Source organism: Lawsonibacter sp. OA9, assembly GCF_022440585.1.
Window position 1 is genome coordinate 2,176,174 of record NZ_JAKNTI010000022.1, and the last position, 15,335, is coordinate 2,191,508.

Here is a 15,335-nt window from a genome sequence, read left to right on the forward strand (position 1 = left end):
GGTCCGTGGTCTGCTATAATAGTGCAAAATGCGACCTGCTTCCCCACACAGGGCCAGACAATGAGGTGAGATCATGGACCAGAACAAAATACCAGAGGCGCCTCGTCCCCCAGGACGGAGGGCGGCGCCCCGCTCCTCCGGATGGGGAAAACGCCTGGCACTGGTCTGCGGCCTGACCGCCCTTGCTCTGGGAGGCGGTGCCATGCTGCTCACCCTGTTCCTGGGCGGCAAGCAGCCCCCGCCTCCTGTCACCTTTTCCTACCGGGACCAGATATTGACCGCGATAGATGGTCTGGCTGTGAACCGCTACGGGACCAAAGGCTTCTCCACCGATCCACTGGGCCGGGTGTCCTATGAGCGGGATGGCCTTTTGGCCAAGGCGGGTATTGATGTGTCCTTTTACCAGGGGGAGATCGATTGGCAGGCCGTGGCGGCGGACGGCGTGGACTTCGCCCTCATTCGCCTAGGTTACCGCGGCTACACCGAGGGAGGGCTCTTCCTGGATTCCTTCTACAAGGCCAACATTCAGGGGGCCCTGGAGGCTGGACTGGAGGTGGGCGTCTACTTCTTCTCCCAGGCCATCACCCCCCAGGAGGGGATGGAGGAGGCCCAGTTCGTGCTGGACGCCCTGGCTGACTGCGACATCACCTACCCCGTGGTCTTTGACTGGGAGCCCATCACTCCCGGCAATGGTGCCCGCACCGACGGGCTGGACGGTCAGACTCTGACCCAGTGCGCCGTCTCCTTCTGCCGGACCATCCAGGAGGGTGGGTATCAGCCCATGGTCTACTTCAACCAGGACCAGGGCTATCTCACCTACGACCTGACCCAGTTGGACCAGTGGCCCTTCTGGCTGGCGGAATACGACCAGATCCCAGGCTTTTATTATCACTTTGATTTTTGGCAGTACACCCACACCGGCACGGTAGCTGGCATCCAGGGAGAGGTGGACTGGAACCTGGACCTGCGCCCGACTGCCCTGCCGGAGGAACCGGAAGAATAAATTTATTTTGGGAGGCGGCGACAATGCGGCTGAGAAATGACTGTAACACCATTGTCCGGGAGGCCATCGCCCAGGTCCGGCCGGATGCGGCAGTGGCTCGGGCTCTGGCCGGAAAAGAGTTCGGAGCGGGAAAGCTGATCCTTGTAGCGGTAGGTAAGGCGGCCTGGTCCATGGCCCACGCGGCCTGGGAAAGTCTGGACCGCAAACCGGATGGGGGCATCGTCATCACCAAGCACGGCCACAGCGAGGGTCCCATCGGAAACCTGGAGGTCTGGGAAGCGGGCCATCCGGTCCCTGACGACGACACCTTTGCCGCCACCAGCCGGGCCCTGGAGCTGACCCAGGATCTCAAGCCGGAGGACCGTGTTCTGTTCCTGCTGTCCGGCGGCGGCTCTGCCCTGTTTGAAAAACCCATCATCTCCACGGAGGAGCTGCAGGACATCACCAGGCAGCTCCTGGCCTGTGGAGCGGATATCACCGAAATGAATACCATCCGCAAGCATCTCTCCACTGTCAAGGGGGGCCGTTTTGCCCTCCACTGTGCCCCGGCCCAGGTCTTCGCGGTGGTGCTGTCCGACATCATCGGCGACCCGCTGGACATGATCGCATCTGGTCCCGCCTACCCCGACAGCTCCACCAGCGCCCAGGCGGAGGCCATTGTGTCCCAATACGGCATCAGGCTCTCCGCGCAGGCCGCCGCCGTCCTGGCTCAGGAGACGCCCAAGGCCCTGGACAACGTGGAGACTCAGATTACCGGCAGTGTCCGGGAGCTGTGCCGGGCCGCTGCCGACGTGTGTCGCCAGCTGGGATATGAGCCCGTAGTCCTTACCGACAGCCTGACCTGCCAAGCCAGGGAGGCGGGCTCCTTCCTGGCCTCTATCGCCCGGTATCACCAGGACAGCGGGCGGTCTCTGGCCTTCCTGGCCGGTGGGGAAACGGTAGTGAAGCTCACTGGGGCCGGCAAGGGCGGCCGGAACCAGGAGATTGCCCTTGCCGCGGCCGAGGGGATCGCCGGCCTGAGGGACACCGCTGTCTTCTCCGTGGGCTCTGACGGGACGGACGGCCCCACGGACGCCGCCGGCGGCTTTGTCACTGGGGAGACCCGTGGCCAGTTGGAGGAGAAGGGTGTGTCCATCTTCCAGGTCCTCCAGGACAACGACGCTTACAACGCCCTGGCCGCCTGTGACGGGCTGATCGTCACCGGGGCTACGGGCACTAATGTCAACGACGTGGCCATAGCCCTGATCCGCCGGTAATGGCACAAATACCTTGATATACAGAAGTCCCCGGTGTCCAGACAGGATACCGGGGACTCTCTTTATATTTTCAGGATCTCGTCCCCTACAGACTGTGCCATCTGGTCTACCAGTTGGAAATCCACAAAGGGGTTGTAGAGGGCCTCCAGGTCGTCGTGCATGGCCTTGGCCTGGGCCAGAGACTCCACCGCCTCCTCCGCCAGAGCGGCGGACACCTTTTTGGCGAAGCGAAGTCTGGGCCGGCTGTGCCGGAGGATCTCCCGATCCGCGGCCGCGTCCAGCCGGATCCGGCGGTATGGGCTCCCTGGGAAGGGCAGGACGGAGGTAGAGGTCAGGAAGGCAAGCCCCAGCTCCGGCACCAGCAGGTGGGCCAGCCGGTCAGGGGCCATGGGATCGGGGCAGGCCACTATGTCATAGCCCCCGGCGGCCCCTCCGGCCAGGATATGGACCAGCAGCTCATGGGCCAAGCCGTAGCTGTCCACCAGCTCATAGATCCGGTCACACTGGGCGGTCGCTGTATCAAACAGCGTCATCGCTCCCTTGTGTGTCACCGCGCCCAGGAATCTCTGCTTTACCTGTCCGCTCTGGACGCCTTTACGCTTTTTGAACTCCCGGGACAGGATACCATGGGCTCGTTTGGCCAGCTTCTCCCCCAGAACGTCAGTAAGTAGAGTGGACCGCACATCCTCGAAGATCTCCGCCGACGCCCCCAGGCATCGATAGGCCCGCTGGTAGCAGCCCTTATAGCCCGTCATACAGGACATGATCTCCTGGCGTCGGACCGCCAACCCCTCCTTGTCATAGCAGTCCCCCATGTTTACATACCGGTCCACTACGCCGGGATACTTGGGCTCCACCACATGGGGAGCGGTCCCGTCCACCAGGGCTACCCCTAGCTGGGGGAGCAGCAGCGCGTCCAGCGAATCCGGATCTCCGGAGCATAGGATGTACTCGGTATCCAGACCTTCCTCCTCCATCCGGGCCCCTACCCGGCGCATCAGGGTGGATTTTCCACAGCCCGGACCGCCCTTTAGGATATAGATAGTCCGGGCCCGTTCAGGCTGGATGAGTTCAGGGTAAAGAGAGTAAAAACCAGTGGGGGAATTGGCCCCCAAAAAATATTGGATTTTAGGCAAAGAAGTCATGACCGACCCTCCGTATCAACGAATCTGTACCCCAGACTATGCCGCGGCGGCCCAAAGGGTGAGGAAGCCGCCCCCCTCCCCTGTCTCTTTTTTATGTACAAAAAGGTCTTGACTTTTCTCCTCATCGGTGATATGGTTAATTACACAAGTAATTAACCAACGAACAGAAAGCGTATGGGAGCCTAAGGTCCAGAAGAGGGGCACTATCTCATGGAAAAATCAACGTCTGGATAAAAGAGCACAAAAAGTAGAGGGGCGGTATCGCCTGTTGCGCTATTTCATCGTTGCGGTCTATAGCATTTTGCTGTAACGGCTCCTGGATGCTCTCCGCCGCGCGGAGGAAACAATTATGGAGGTGATCATGTGCATGGAATCCTGAACGATCAGTCCCTGATCTATCTACAGATCGCCCGGATGCTGGAGGACGACATCTTACGGGGGATCTACCAGGAGGAGGAGCAGGTGCCCTCCACCAATGAGCTGGCACGGGGCTATAACATCAACCCAGCCACGGCGGCCAAGGGTATCAATATGCTGGTGGCCGATGGGATCTTATACAAAAAAAGAGGGATCGGTATGTTCGTATCCCCAGGAGCAGGTGATACTGTGAAACAAAAAAGGAAGGCCGCCTTTTACGACGGATTTGTGAAACCGCTGGTCAAAGAGGGAACCGCTATCTCTCTGACCGGAGAGGAACTGCTGTCTATGGTGGACCGTGCAATCAAGGAGGGAGAGCAATCATGCTGACCGGAATTTTAAAGGCTCAGGGTCTGTATAAATCCTATAAGGACAAAGAGGTACTCCATAATCTGGACCTGACAATAGAACCAGGCAAGATCTATGGCCTGATCGGCCGGAACGGGGCGGGCAAGACCACTCTGCTGGGCATCCTCACCGCCCAGAACACCAAGGACCGGGGCGAGGTGACCTACGACGGACAGCCCGTCTGGGAAAACCAGGCGGCACTGGACAACATCTGCTTCTCCCGTGAGCTGCAGCCCACCCTGTTCTCCGGGCAGAACAATCTGAAAATCCGCCACTATCTCCGCTCTGCGGCCATCTATTACCCCGGTTGGGATAGGGAATACGCCCAGCGGCTATTAGAGGAATTTAAGCTGGACGAGAAAAAGAAGATCTGTCAGCTCTCCAAGGGACAGATGTCCATGGTGACCATCCTCATCGCCCTGGCCAGCCGGTCTCCCATCACCATCCTGGATGAGCCGGCGGCGGGACTGGATGTGGTGATGCGGGAGCGGTTTTACCAGCTTCTGCTGGACGATTTCGCCCAGACCGGACGGACCTTCCTGGTGTCCACTCACATCATCGAGGAGGCCGCCTCCGTCTTTGAGCGGGTCATCATCCTGGATGAGGGCCGTATCCTGGAAAACTGCCCCACCGAGGAGCTGGTGGGCCAGTTCCGCTACATCTCCGGCCATGAGGATGTGGTAGATCAGGTATGCGCCGGGTTGGAGGTGCTGTCCACCCATCAGATGGGCCGGCACAAGACCGCAGCCGTCCGGGGGAGCGGAGTTAAGCTCCAGGACGCCCTCAAGGCCGATGTGGATGTGTCCCCCATGAACCTTCAGAACGTGTTTGTGGCCCTGTGCGGACATGGGGACACCCAGTGAGGAGGGACACCAATGTTGAAATCCTTTCGCTTTCTCTTCCAGTTCGCCTGGATCAATCTGGCCTGCCTGCTGGGCTTCGCCGTCCTTGTAGTAGTGGGCTGCTACGCCACCGGGGTGCCCGGTGGGGCGAGCAATCTGTTCGCTACCTACTATGGCGCCTTTCCCCTGGTCACCCTGTTCGTCCTATTCATTTTCGCCTTTTCCCTGTGCACCAGCAACCTGAATCTGGGGCTGTCCTTTGGGGCCCGGCGGCGGGACTTCTTCTGGGCCGTGCAGGGAGTGCTGGTCGTGTACACTGGGTTCTGCTGGGCCGCGCAAGTCCTGCTGGCTGCTCTGCCCCAGTTGGGCGGCTGGATTGAGGAGGGCCGTTGGACTTTGATTCGGGCCTTTTACGGAGGGACGCTGTGGGTGTTCCCTCTAGTATGTTTGACCATATTGGTGCTGGGCTGTCTGGGCGGGCTGGTGTCCGCCAAGTCCAAGGTCTGGGGCGCCGTCATCCTCTCCGTGTCCGTCATCGCCCTGCTCATAGGCTCCCTCCTCCTGGCCCTCATGGCCGATCTGGACGCCTGGTCCTTTCTGATGGGCAACGCCTGGAGTGGTATGTGGGGCAGCCTGCCCGCCATTCTGACCATCGGAATGTTAGCGACGCTGGCCATTGGTGAAGTCGTTATATGGCGGCAGATTTTCCGTTTTGCAGTGAGGTGATCGGGATGCTGAAAAAAGTGATACGGCTCAACCTGGACGACCTGTTTCTGTGTCTGGGCGTGGTAACCGGACTATTTGTGTTGATCCAGGGCGTGATAGCCGCGGTCCTGCTCCTCTCCGCTGAGAACAGCGGCATCATGATCTCCGGGACCGTACTTCCCATCGTGGCGGGTATTATGGCTCTGGTTGTAACGGTAGCGGCTATGGGGGTGAGCTTTGAACAGGCCATCCGCTTTGGCCAGACCCGCCGCCGAGCCCTGGGGATGGAGCTGGGGAGGAGCCTATTCATGGGTGTCTGCTCCATGGGCATGGCCGCTCTGCTCACCGCACTGGAGCATATGGTGTCCCCGGTACTGTGGCTGAAACTGACCGGCCTGCCGGGGCTGTCCCTGGAGGGCATCCCCCCTATGCCCGAGCCCAGTCTAGGCGCTCCCGTGGACCCCGCCTGGGAGAGCACTCTATTTATCGAGGACTTCACCCTGAACTGGTGGTGGTGGCCCGCCATTCTGGTCTTTGCTCTATCCTGCGGCCTCATTATCGGCGCAATCATGCAGCGCTACGGCGCCAAGGGTGGCTGGATCATCTGGGGTATCTGGATGGCGGCCTGTTTTGGCCCCCAGCTGGTGGGTAGAAACGCCTATTTCATCGGCGATATGAGCCAGATCATGGTAGTTTTCTGGGTGGCGCTGACTGTAGTAGGTGTAATCTGGTCCTTCTGGTCCCTGCTTCACGCGGCAGTCCGGTCATGACGCCACTTTTCCCTTGCTGTTCTGTTCAGGATAGGCTATAATACAAGAAAACAGGCAAAATGATCCTTAACACGGAACAAAAACAAGGAGGAAACAAGCTATGTCTTTTGTCACCCTTGAGCAGAAGGGCCCCGTGGGCATCATCACCATGAACCGGCCCGATGCCCTCAATGCGCTGAATGAGCAGGTACTTCGGGATCTGGACGCCGTCCTGGACCAGGTAGAGGAGCGTGAGGATATTCTGGTGGCCATCGTCACCGGAGCCGGCCGCTCCTTCGTAGCCGGCGCGGACATCGGCCAGATGTCCACCCTCACTTCCGTGGAGGCCAAGAAATTCGGCGCTTACGGCAATGGGGTCTTTCTAAAGCTGGAAACTCTGACCAAGCCCACCATTGCGGCCGTCAACGGCTTTGCTCTTGGAGGCGGGTGTGAGCTGTCCATGGCCTGCGACATCCGCCTCGCCAGTGAAAAGGCCAAGTTTGGCCAGCCGGAGGTAGGTCTTGGGATCACCCCTGGCTTTGGGGGAACCCAGCGTCTGGCCCGGATCGTGGGCATCTCCAACGCTATGGAGCTGATCCTCACCGCCAGGACCATCGGCGCCGCCGAGGCCAAGGAGTTGGGCCTGGTGAGCCATGTCTATCCCCCCGATGAGCTGATGGACAAGGCTCTGGAGCTGGCCAACGCCATTGCATCCAACGCCCAGGTAGCCGTCCGCCAGTCCAAGGCCGCCATCCGCCGGGGGCTCCAGACCGATATTTACACCGGCGCCGCCTATGAGAGCGAGGCTTTCGGCCTCTGCTTTGCCACCGAGGACCAGAAGGACGCCATGCGCGCCTTCGTCAATAAGGAGAAGCTCACCTCCTTCAAAAACCGCTGATCTCTCCAGAAAGAAAGCCCGCCTGAAAACGGCGGGCTTTCTCTTTTTCAAAATGGGCATAAAAAAAGAGCCCTTTGGCTCCACACCTCCAGCTCCCCGCCTGTCCACGGTGCTCTTTGAAAAAGAAATGACCCTTGACTGCCCGTTTCGTAATCCGTTGCAGCCAAGGGTCATTTCTGGTGGTTCTTGTTATCTAACATCAATTGTTTACCTCTCTTTCTACAGAATCGCCATACCACATCTCGCCGGTCCCGGTCCTTGTATCTCTCCCAAATCATTGTGGCCGCTTCTGCGGCTCTTCCTCATATGTGAGGCATCTTGCGGCGGAACATATACCTGACCTTGCTCTGTGGTATGTCCCTGTGCTGGTGTTTCCGCTCCGAGAAGATTCTTTCTGTCCGATGTCATTGGCATATGGGACTTTCCTCAAATGTTCTTCTGGTTCTCCTCTTTCTGATTTTTATGCTTCTCGGCCTTGCATCACAGCATCAGGTGCGGGGACTTTCTTAATACATTGGACTCATCCTTTCTGGCTATAATGTACCACATCTCCACTCTATTGTCAATAGTATTTGTGAGAAATTTTCAAAATTTTCTGTGCCGTCAGCTCTACAGCACAAGTCTTAAACCCCCATCCTGCAAAAAGCGCCCCAAGCCGAGGCCGGAGCGCTTTTTCTCTGTATTCAGATCTCAGGCGGAGGCGCGTCCCCGGCCAATGTCTGGAGATACTGGTAATAGGGCACCAGAAATCGAAACCCCTCCAGCACCTGGTCCGCCAGTTCAGGGCCGAACAGGGGGCCCTCACAGTTGTGGTCGCTGGAGATGACCAGCTGACGACTGTTATACCAAGGAAACAGAAGCTTTCCCGGGTCCCCCTTGGGCCGCTTATACTGCCGGCCCTCCAGCGCAAATTCCCCCTGCCTCTCCAGCCTTCGGGCCAGCTTCTCCAGAGGTTTTGGGTCCCGGTCGATGCGGGCCCGGAGCTTGGCCATGGTTACCGGAGGCAAATCCCAGGCTCCCATGCCATAGCTGTAATACTCCGGGGCGATCTCAAAGTAGAAGCTGGGCTCCGCCCCCTCGTTCTCGTTCCGGCGGCGGAGGGAAAACCAAAGGTGGTCCTTATAGGGCCCGCGGCCAAAGAGCCGCCGGGCATCCCGGTAGATACGGCTCACCTTCAGCTCCAGTCCAAGCTTGGGGAATTCTTCCGTCATGGCCTGACTCACCTGAGCGGCCAGCTCCCGCATGGGGGCGTCCACCAGAGTCAGGAATTCCTCCTTGTGGGCTAAAAACCAACCTCGCTCGTTGTTGAAACGGATGCCCCACAGAAAATCGATGGCACCCTGGGAAAATCCTTGGAACATCGTCCTCTTCCTCTCTGTCTGTCAGGTCGCCGCCTCCGTATTCTGGCCAGAGGATGCCTCCTCACCCTGGCTGGAGGGCCGCTCTCCACCACTCACTCCCTCCGTCTGGGTTTGGTCGCTCTCGCCGGCGTCCGTCTGCTCAGATGCCGGCTGGTCCTGTGCGGGCTGGTCCGTCCCAGCCTCCCCTTCTCCGGTACCGGGGACGGCTCCGCCCTCTGTGCCGGGGCCTGCTGTCCCTCCGGTCTCCGTACTGGGATCCACAGGAACCTCTGTCCCAGGGTCAGTGCCGGGCTGCGGCGGCTTGCCGTCTGGCCAGGTGCTGGGGTCGCCGTCGGCCGGGTTATAGTGATACAGGTTGGGGCGCATACTGTATTTGCTGCTCCCCATATCCTGCTTCTCCAACACATTGCCGTCCTTGTCGTAAATATACCGATAAGTGTGGGCGCTCCAGCCGGTGTAAGCGTACTGCTCCTTATCCAGCACCAGGGTACCCTGGGGAACACTGGGGTCTGGCTCATACTTGGTGGTGGGCGCCACTTTGTCAAAGACGCTGCTCTTGGGGATGGCGTAGATGCCATCGGGGTTGGTACCATAGATCTTCACATTCAAATACCGGCTCCCGTTGGAGTCATAGCTGCTGGTCACGATCTTGACGGGGTACTCGGTATTGTTTTTGAACCGGAAGTCCAGAGAACCAAAATATACCGTGGCGTCCATGCCCAGATCCACATAACCAGTATTGAACTGATGGTCGTGCCGCTCCACGATCTCTAGCGGGGTATGAAGGACGGCATAGTAAATGGTGGAGGAGGTCTGGCAGATGCCTCCGCCGATGTCGTCCACCGACTTTCCGGCCTGGTAGGTGGGGGCGTTTTTATAGCCCTTTTCCGGCGTGCGGCTGCCGGTGGTATTGTTGTAGGAGAACTCCTGTCCAGGTAGGAGGATCACGTTATTGCAGGCTTCGGCGGACAGCTTGACGTTGAACTTGCGGTTGGCCGAGCCAGTCACCCTGGTGGTTCCCTCCCCCAGCAGGTCCTGAAACAGCTTTTCTTCCAGGCTCGCCTTAGTCTCCTTGGGTTGGGTCAAGGTAACGGGGATAGAGAAGGTCTCCCCCTCCGCGGCCCCCTCATAGGCGGCCTTCAGGGCATCCACGTCAAAGTCCACCCCCACCACATGGTCGGTGATCTGAAAGGTATCCGGGTCCATCTGGGCACTGACCGGCTCGGTATGGAACTGAGTATAAATCTCATCAAAGTCGGGTTCCTGGGGAGGTATCTCCTCGGGGTAAAGCTGCCGCTCCACCTCCGCGTTCCCCTCTTGGCCGCCACCCAGCTTCTGCTCCATCGCCTCCTCCAGCGCGGAAAAAGCTCCCTCCCGGGCAGACTCCCGGTCCAAGCTCACCCCGGTGCGGCCCTTGGTCATCACCAAACGGTCCCCCTCCAGACGCCAGGCGGCTCTGGTCACATCACCGTCCAGATCCTGTTCCATCTGGTCCAGCAGGCGCTCCAGTTCTGTTGTTTCCATACTTCTGGTTTCCACCGACCACTGTTTGCCCAAAAGTCTGGCGGCGTACTGCCCTCCCTGGGTCAGAAAGTGATCTCTGCCGTCTGTATAGGCCGCCTGCGCCGAGGCGGACCAGTCATAGTTCATCTGGGAGGCGGTGATGGTGCCCCGCCACTCCCCGTAGGTGATAGTCCCGGCAATCTCATCTCCATGCTCCGCCATGGCCTGATCCAGCGCCTTCCGAGCCTGCTCCACGGTCATGCCGGACACATCCAGACCGGCGATGGTCGTGTTGGGAAAGATCCGGTCCATCGTTCCCACCCAGGCGCACAGCCCCAGATATGCCATCAGCAACGCACCCAGAACTACGCCTGTCACGATAAGCCACGTTTTCTTTTTTCCATTCTCCGGCGCCTTCATCACGCGCTCGCCTTCCATGCTATCCCTCCAAGGAAGCCCTTATTGTGACAGAGCCTCCCTCTATTTTCTATCTGGGCAAAAAGCCGACTGCGCTTATTATATCACCCAAACTTCCCTGATACAATTACAGAACAGTTACAACCTGATGCCTTTTTCTGCACCTTTTTCCCTTGTTAGGAAAAAAAGCGTCTGCCATTTACTTTTATGCGCCGCTGCTGTATGATAGTAGCGCTGGACCCATTCATTGATTTTTAAGAAAATTTAAATTCCATTTTGGGAAAGACCTGCTATGATAAAGATATAAGCATCCGCTGGGGGGACTGACTGTGGCAAACACCAACAAGGGAAATGAGAGATCGGGGGATATGGCCTATTGGGCGATTGCCGCCGTACTGCTGTTCACTGGAGTCGCCGCTCCCGTGGCAATTCTGATGATCGTACTCAAGCTGATGGGCAGGGGAAAGCGCGGCCGGCACCCCTATTACACCCAGCGAGACCAGGCCGCCCCTGTGGGGGCTAGAACGACCACGTTCCAAGAGGAGCCGTCCACATCCAAGGGAAAGGGAAGAAAAAAAGCCAAGGCCCAGCAGGACCTGCTGTCTAAACTGGCTAAGGACGGCAAACGGCTGACTCAGGTAGGCGGCGCTCTGGCCATCTGCTTTGGAATGATCACTCTAATCAACGGGGTAGAAAATCTGTGGATGCTTCCTGATATTAGCTGGTATCTGTCAGGCATCCTCGTTCCCCTGTGTTTCGCCTGCGGCGGCCTCGGCTGCCTATGGGCCGGCGTACGAAAAAACAAGGAGGTTCGGCGCTACCGCAATTACTTGGCTGTCATTGGGACCCGGCAGTCCATCGCCATATCCACCCTGGCTTCCGCTTCCGGGCTGCCTCCCCGCCGGGTCCGGGACGATCTGGCCGATATGCTGGGGGAGGGTATCCTGCCCCAAGGCTTTTTGGATTATGGTGGGGACCGGCTGGTCCTCAGTGCTGATGGGCTGTCCGATTCCCAGCCCAAGGAGGAGGCTCCCTCCCAGCCTCTCCACCAGGAGGAGAACGCCATTCTGACAGAGATACGGGCAGTCAACGAGGCCGTGGACAACGAGAAGCTGTCTGCCCAGATCGACCGGATCGGGGTCATCACCGCCAAAATCCTGGACTATCAGAAATCCCATCCGGAGAGTTCTCCCCAACTCCATAGCTTTTTGAGCTATTACCTGCCCACCACCCTGAAGATCCTCCGGGCCTATGGACAGCTGGAGGACCAGGAGGTATCCGGAGAGAACATCGCTGCCGCCATGGAACGCATAGAGGGTATGATGGATAAGGTGGTGGATGGCTTTGAAAAGCAGCTGGATCTCCTCTTCCAGGGGGACGCCATGGATATCACCGCCGATGTAGAGGTGCTGGAGCGGATGCTGGCCAAAGACGGACTGTCCGGCCAGGAGGGTATGACACTAGGACTGTAAAAAGATTCCGGTACCGCTGGTACCGGAATCTTTTTACTTACCCATGGTGATGACGGCCGCTGACGTGGTGTTCGCCCCGGCCGGGCGTCTGACAGCCTATCCAGTTGTCACAGACACCATCCCCATCCTCATCTGTGAAGTTCATATTCCGCCGGCCAGCACAGCGACCGTATAGGCCGTCGCCGTCCCCATCACAGTGGATCCAGGGGGCGGATATTTCCGTCCGGCCTTGATGGTGCGCAAACACAGTGCCCCCCACAGTCAGTGTCAGAGCACAGGCCAGCCCGGCCGCAATCAGTTTTTTCATGGTCGTCATTCCTCCTTTCGATAAGTCACATACCGGAACTTGACTCCATCTTCCTCCTGGGATTCGCTCTCCTCTGATATCCTCCACTCCGGACGGCTATCCAGGTCGGGGAACCAGCAGTCAGCCGCCGGGAAGGCAGCTTCTATTTTCGTCACATAGGCGGTGGAACATTGGTCCAGGAGGGCCCGGTACACCGAGGCGCCGCCGATTACAAAGCTATCCTCCGGCGCCGCGGCCAGCAGGGCGTCCATGTCGGGATACACCTCCGCCCCCTCCGGGGCGAAGCCGGGGCTGCGGGACAGAATCAGGTTCCTGCGTCCCTTTAGGGGGCGGCCGCCGGGAAAGGTGTCCAGGGTCTTTCGGCCCAAGATTACCGGGTGCCCAGTGGTCAACGCTTTGAATCGCTTGAGGTCCTGGGAGATGTAGATCAGCTGATCCCCTCCCCGCCCAATGGCCCAGTTCTGGTCCACCGCCACAATCAGTTCCATAGCAGATCCCCCTCTATACGGCTACCGGGATCTTTTGATCCAGGGCATGGGCCTGATAACCCTCCAGCCTCACACTGGAGGGGGTAAAGCTGTAAAAGTCTGTGACGGAGGGCTCCAGGATAAACCGGGGGGCCTCATAGGGCTCCCGCTCCAGCAGCTCCTCCACTACGGACACATGACGGTCATAGATGTGGGCGTCCGCGATGACGTGGATCAGTTCCCCCGCCTCCAGTCCGGATACCTGGGCCAGCATGTGCAGGAGAACGGCATACTGCATCACGTTCCAGCCGTTGGCGGTGAGCATATCCTGGCTGCGCTGATTCAAGATCCCATTGAGGGTGCGGCCCGACACATTGAAGGTCATAGAGTAAGCGCAGGGGTAGAGGGCCATCTCGGAAAGGTCGTGGTGGTTATACAGGTTGGTCATGATGCGGCGGGAGGCGGGATCGTGCTTTAGGTCCCACAGCACCTTGTCCACCTGGTCCATATCCCCCTGGGGGTAGTGGTGCTTCACCCCCAGCTGATAGCCGTATGCCTTGCCGATTGAGCCATTTTCGTCTGCCCATGCGTCCCACACATGGCTGTTCAGCTCATGGATGTTGTTGGATTTCTTCTGCCAGATCCACAGCAGCTCATCCACCGCTGACTTCAGGAACTGCTTCCGGACCGTCAGAATGGGAAATTCCTTCCGTAAGTCGTAACGGTTGACCACGCCGAACAGCTTGACGGTGTGGGCGGGCGTGCCGTCCTGCCATCGGGGGCGCACCTCCCGGTCCGTATCCCACACCCCATGGGATAGGATCTCCCTGCAATTCTGGATGAATATCTGGTCTGCGTAGCTCATGGGCCTTGTCCCCCTTCAAGATTCACATTCAGGCATATGATATCATAGGAGGAAGCAAAAAGCAATCGGGGCCGCCCGGTGGCGTCCCCGATCCACTGTCCGTTCTCAGGCCCCTTTGTATTTCTTCCGGGTGGCGATCCCTCCCCGAATGTGCCGCTCGGCCTTGTTCTCCTCCAGGACTCCCTTGACCTGGAGGTAGAGTGTCCTGTTGAATACAGGCAGCCGCTCGGCCAGGTCCTTATGTACGGTGCTCTTGCTGATTCCAAACTTCTGTGCGGCGGTACGGACCGTGGCCCGGTTCTCTATGATGTAAAGAGCTAGGCGCTGGGCCCGCTCCTCCATGTTTCCTTTCAAAAACAACACTCCCCGCCTCTTGTTGGTCCATCCTATGCGGTGGTGGGCGGGGATATGCGGGAAAGGGGGCTGGAGGACGCCGTTTTCCCCGGAAAGGAGCCTGAAACCTTTGTCCGATCTGTTCGACTACCTGGCCTGGCGGGGAGATATCCCCATGAGCCAGGCCCCCTTCAACCCGGTGGACGGCCTGATCCTGTCCATCCTGTCCTATGTCCACTTCGAAAACCTGGTCCCTCCAGACCTGCGCGGTCCTATCTCTCTTGGAAAGGCGGCGGAAACCTATCTGGCCCTGCCAGAGGGGCGGCGAGGCCGTGTCCGATGCCCTTCGGACCGAAAGCTACTGGCCGCTCTGGCCCGATGCCGCCGCTTTTCTCCCCTGGGATTGGCCTTCGCTCAGGACCGCTTTGTTCCGGAGGAGGAGATGCAGTTCGCCGCCATCGCCGTTCTGTTGGAGGATGGCTCCGCCTTTCTTTCCTTCCGGGGCACCGACGCCACCCTAGTGGGCTGGAAGGAGGACTTCAGCATGAGCTTCCTGGACGCTGTCCCCGCCCAACAGGCGGCCCTGGACTATGTGGAGCGGTTTGCCTCTCTCTTTCCTGGCTCCCTCCGGCTGGGCGGCCACTCCAAGGGAGGCAATCTGGCTGTCTTTGCCGGCGCCCTGGCCCGGATCAAAGTACGGGACCGGATCCTGGCCATCTACAACAACGACGGCCCCGGCTTCACCCGGTTGGTGCTGGACAGTCCGGGCTACCAGGAGCTGCTGACCCGGCTGCACACCTTCATTCCCCAGTCCTCAGTGGTGGGACTGCTGTTGGAACACGACGAGCCCCATACCGTGGTGCGGAGCCGCCAAATCGGCCTGCTTCAGCACGACCCTTACTCCTGGGAGGTGGAGGGGGGATCCTTCCTCCAGGCGGAAGAGATCACTCCCGGCAGCCGGATGGCCGACCAGGCTATTAAGGGCTGGCTGGCCGGTCTGTCTCCCCAGGAGCGGAGTCAGTTCGTGGACTCCCTCTTTCAGCTGCTGTCCGCCGGAGAGGCCAGCACCACCGCCGACCTGCTTCAGCCCAGGAGCCTCCAGGCCGCCCTGCGCTCTCTGGCGGACGACCGGGACGGGACCCGCCGGACGCTGGTCGAGGGGTTGATTCAGCTGGCCCGGTCGGCCGCTTCGGTATGGAGGGAAAACGTGCCCTGAACGCAAAAGAGCCGCCCATGTTTCCATGGGC

At 59.3% G+C, this 15,335-nt stretch carries 16 protein-coding genes; 9 read left to right on the forward strand and 7 right to left on the reverse strand.

Translation table 11 applies throughout. The features are described from left to right. Nucleotides 1-73 precede the first annotated feature (73 nt). Complete coding sequence (locus tag MCG44_RS11725; RefSeq protein ID WP_186851857.1) at nucleotides 74-1,003, forward strand: glycoside hydrolase family 25 protein; 930 nt, start codon at nucleotides 74-76, stop codon at nucleotides 1,001-1,003. 23 nt (nucleotides 1,004-1,026) lie between these two features. Then, complete coding sequence (locus MCG44_RS11730; protein ID WP_240288395.1) at nucleotides 1,027-2,259, forward strand: glycerate kinase; 1,233 nt, start codon at nucleotides 1,027-1,029, stop codon at nucleotides 2,257-2,259. A 62-nt stretch (nucleotides 2,260-2,321) separates the two neighbouring features. Here the strand turns inward: MCG44_RS11730 and MCG44_RS11735 are convergent, their stop codons facing one another. Further along, the gene (locus tag MCG44_RS11735) at nucleotides 2,322-3,404 is read right to left on the reverse strand and encodes a hypothetical protein (protein ID WP_240288397.1); all 1,083 of its coding nucleotides are present in this window, start codon (nucleotides 3,402-3,404) and stop codon (nucleotides 2,322-2,324) included. A gap of 363 nt (nucleotides 3,405-3,767) precedes the next feature. Between MCG44_RS11735 and MCG44_RS11740 the strand changes: the two genes are divergently transcribed. The 5 genes from MCG44_RS11740 (at nucleotide 3,768) to MCG44_RS11760 (ending at nucleotide 7,363) form a co-directional block, all read left to right on the forward strand. After that, complete coding sequence (locus MCG44_RS11740) at nucleotides 3,768-4,151, forward strand: GntR family transcriptional regulator (RefSeq protein ID WP_147573267.1); 384 nt, start codon at nucleotides 3,768-3,770, stop codon at nucleotides 4,149-4,151. Further along, on the forward strand, nucleotides 4,145-5,032 hold the full coding sequence (locus MCG44_RS11745) for an ABC transporter ATP-binding protein (RefSeq protein ID WP_147573265.1): 888 nt from the start codon (nucleotides 4,145-4,147) through the stop codon (nucleotides 5,030-5,032). Before MCG44_RS11740 ends, MCG44_RS11745 begins: the two co-directional genes overlap by 7 nt. Before the next feature lie 12 nt (nucleotides 5,033-5,044). Continuing rightward, nucleotides 5,045-5,737, forward strand: a complete 693-nt coding sequence (locus MCG44_RS11750; protein ID WP_240288399.1) for a hypothetical protein — start codon at nucleotides 5,045-5,047, stop codon at nucleotides 5,735-5,737. 5 nt (nucleotides 5,738-5,742) lie between these two features. Then, entirely contained in the window at nucleotides 5,743-6,486 is a 744-nt protein-coding gene (locus tag MCG44_RS11755) for a hypothetical protein (protein WP_186851854.1), read from the forward strand. Between the two features lie 100 nt (nucleotides 6,487-6,586). Then, the gene (locus tag MCG44_RS11760; RefSeq protein WP_147573259.1) at nucleotides 6,587-7,363 is read left to right on the forward strand and encodes an enoyl-CoA hydratase-related protein; all 777 of its coding nucleotides are present in this window, start codon (nucleotides 6,587-6,589) and stop codon (nucleotides 7,361-7,363) included. 683 nt (nucleotides 7,364-8,046) lie between these two features. On the opposite strand, the gene MCG44_RS11765 is transcribed toward MCG44_RS11760, so the two are convergent. Beyond that, nucleotides 8,047-8,724, reverse strand: coding sequence for a DUF2461 domain-containing protein (locus tag MCG44_RS11765; RefSeq protein WP_147573257.1), 678 nt, complete (start codon nucleotides 8,722-8,724; stop codon nucleotides 8,047-8,049). 21 nt (nucleotides 8,725-8,745) lie between these two features. Then, nucleotides 8,746-10,665, reverse strand: a complete 1,920-nt coding sequence (locus MCG44_RS11770) for a VanW family protein (protein WP_240288401.1) — start codon at nucleotides 10,663-10,665, stop codon at nucleotides 8,746-8,748. A gap of 308 nt (nucleotides 10,666-10,973) precedes the next feature. On the opposite strand from MCG44_RS11770, the gene MCG44_RS15030 reads away from it, so the two are divergent. After that, complete coding sequence (locus tag MCG44_RS15030; protein WP_240288403.1) at nucleotides 10,974-12,116, forward strand: 5-bromo-4-chloroindolyl phosphate hydrolysis family protein; 1,143 nt, start codon at nucleotides 10,974-10,976, stop codon at nucleotides 12,114-12,116. 37 nt (nucleotides 12,117-12,153) lie between these two features. Here MCG44_RS15030 and MCG44_RS11780 read toward each other — a convergent pair whose 3' ends face one another. From MCG44_RS11780 to MCG44_RS11795, 4 genes are all read right to left on the reverse strand, one after another. After that, nucleotides 12,154-12,423, reverse strand: a complete 270-nt coding sequence (locus MCG44_RS11780; RefSeq protein WP_186851851.1) for a hypothetical protein — start codon at nucleotides 12,421-12,423, stop codon at nucleotides 12,154-12,156. A 5-nt stretch (nucleotides 12,424-12,428) separates the two neighbouring features. Beyond that, a complete protein-coding gene (locus MCG44_RS11785) occupies nucleotides 12,429-12,911 on the reverse strand; it encodes a dihydrofolate reductase (RefSeq protein WP_240288405.1) in 483 nt (160 codons plus the stop codon). A gap of 13 nt (nucleotides 12,912-12,924) precedes the next feature. Then, nucleotides 12,925-13,755, reverse strand: a complete 831-nt coding sequence (thyA, locus tag MCG44_RS11790; protein WP_147573248.1) for a thymidylate synthase — start codon at nucleotides 13,753-13,755, stop codon at nucleotides 12,925-12,927. Nucleotides 13,756-13,860: 105 nt separating this feature from the next. Continuing rightward, nucleotides 13,861-14,109 (reverse strand): sporulation transcriptional regulator SpoIIID, encoded by a 249-nt coding sequence (locus MCG44_RS11795; RefSeq protein ID WP_147573246.1) that lies wholly within the window; start codon nucleotides 14,107-14,109, stop codon nucleotides 13,861-13,863. Nucleotides 14,110-14,218: 109 nt separating this feature from the next. Here MCG44_RS11795 and MCG44_RS11800 point away from each other — a divergent pair, with 109 nt between their 5' ends. Continuing rightward, entirely contained in the window at nucleotides 14,219-15,304 is a 1,086-nt protein-coding gene (locus MCG44_RS11800) for a DUF2974 domain-containing protein (RefSeq protein WP_240288407.1), read from the forward strand. Nucleotides 15,305-15,335 lie beyond the last annotated feature (31 nt).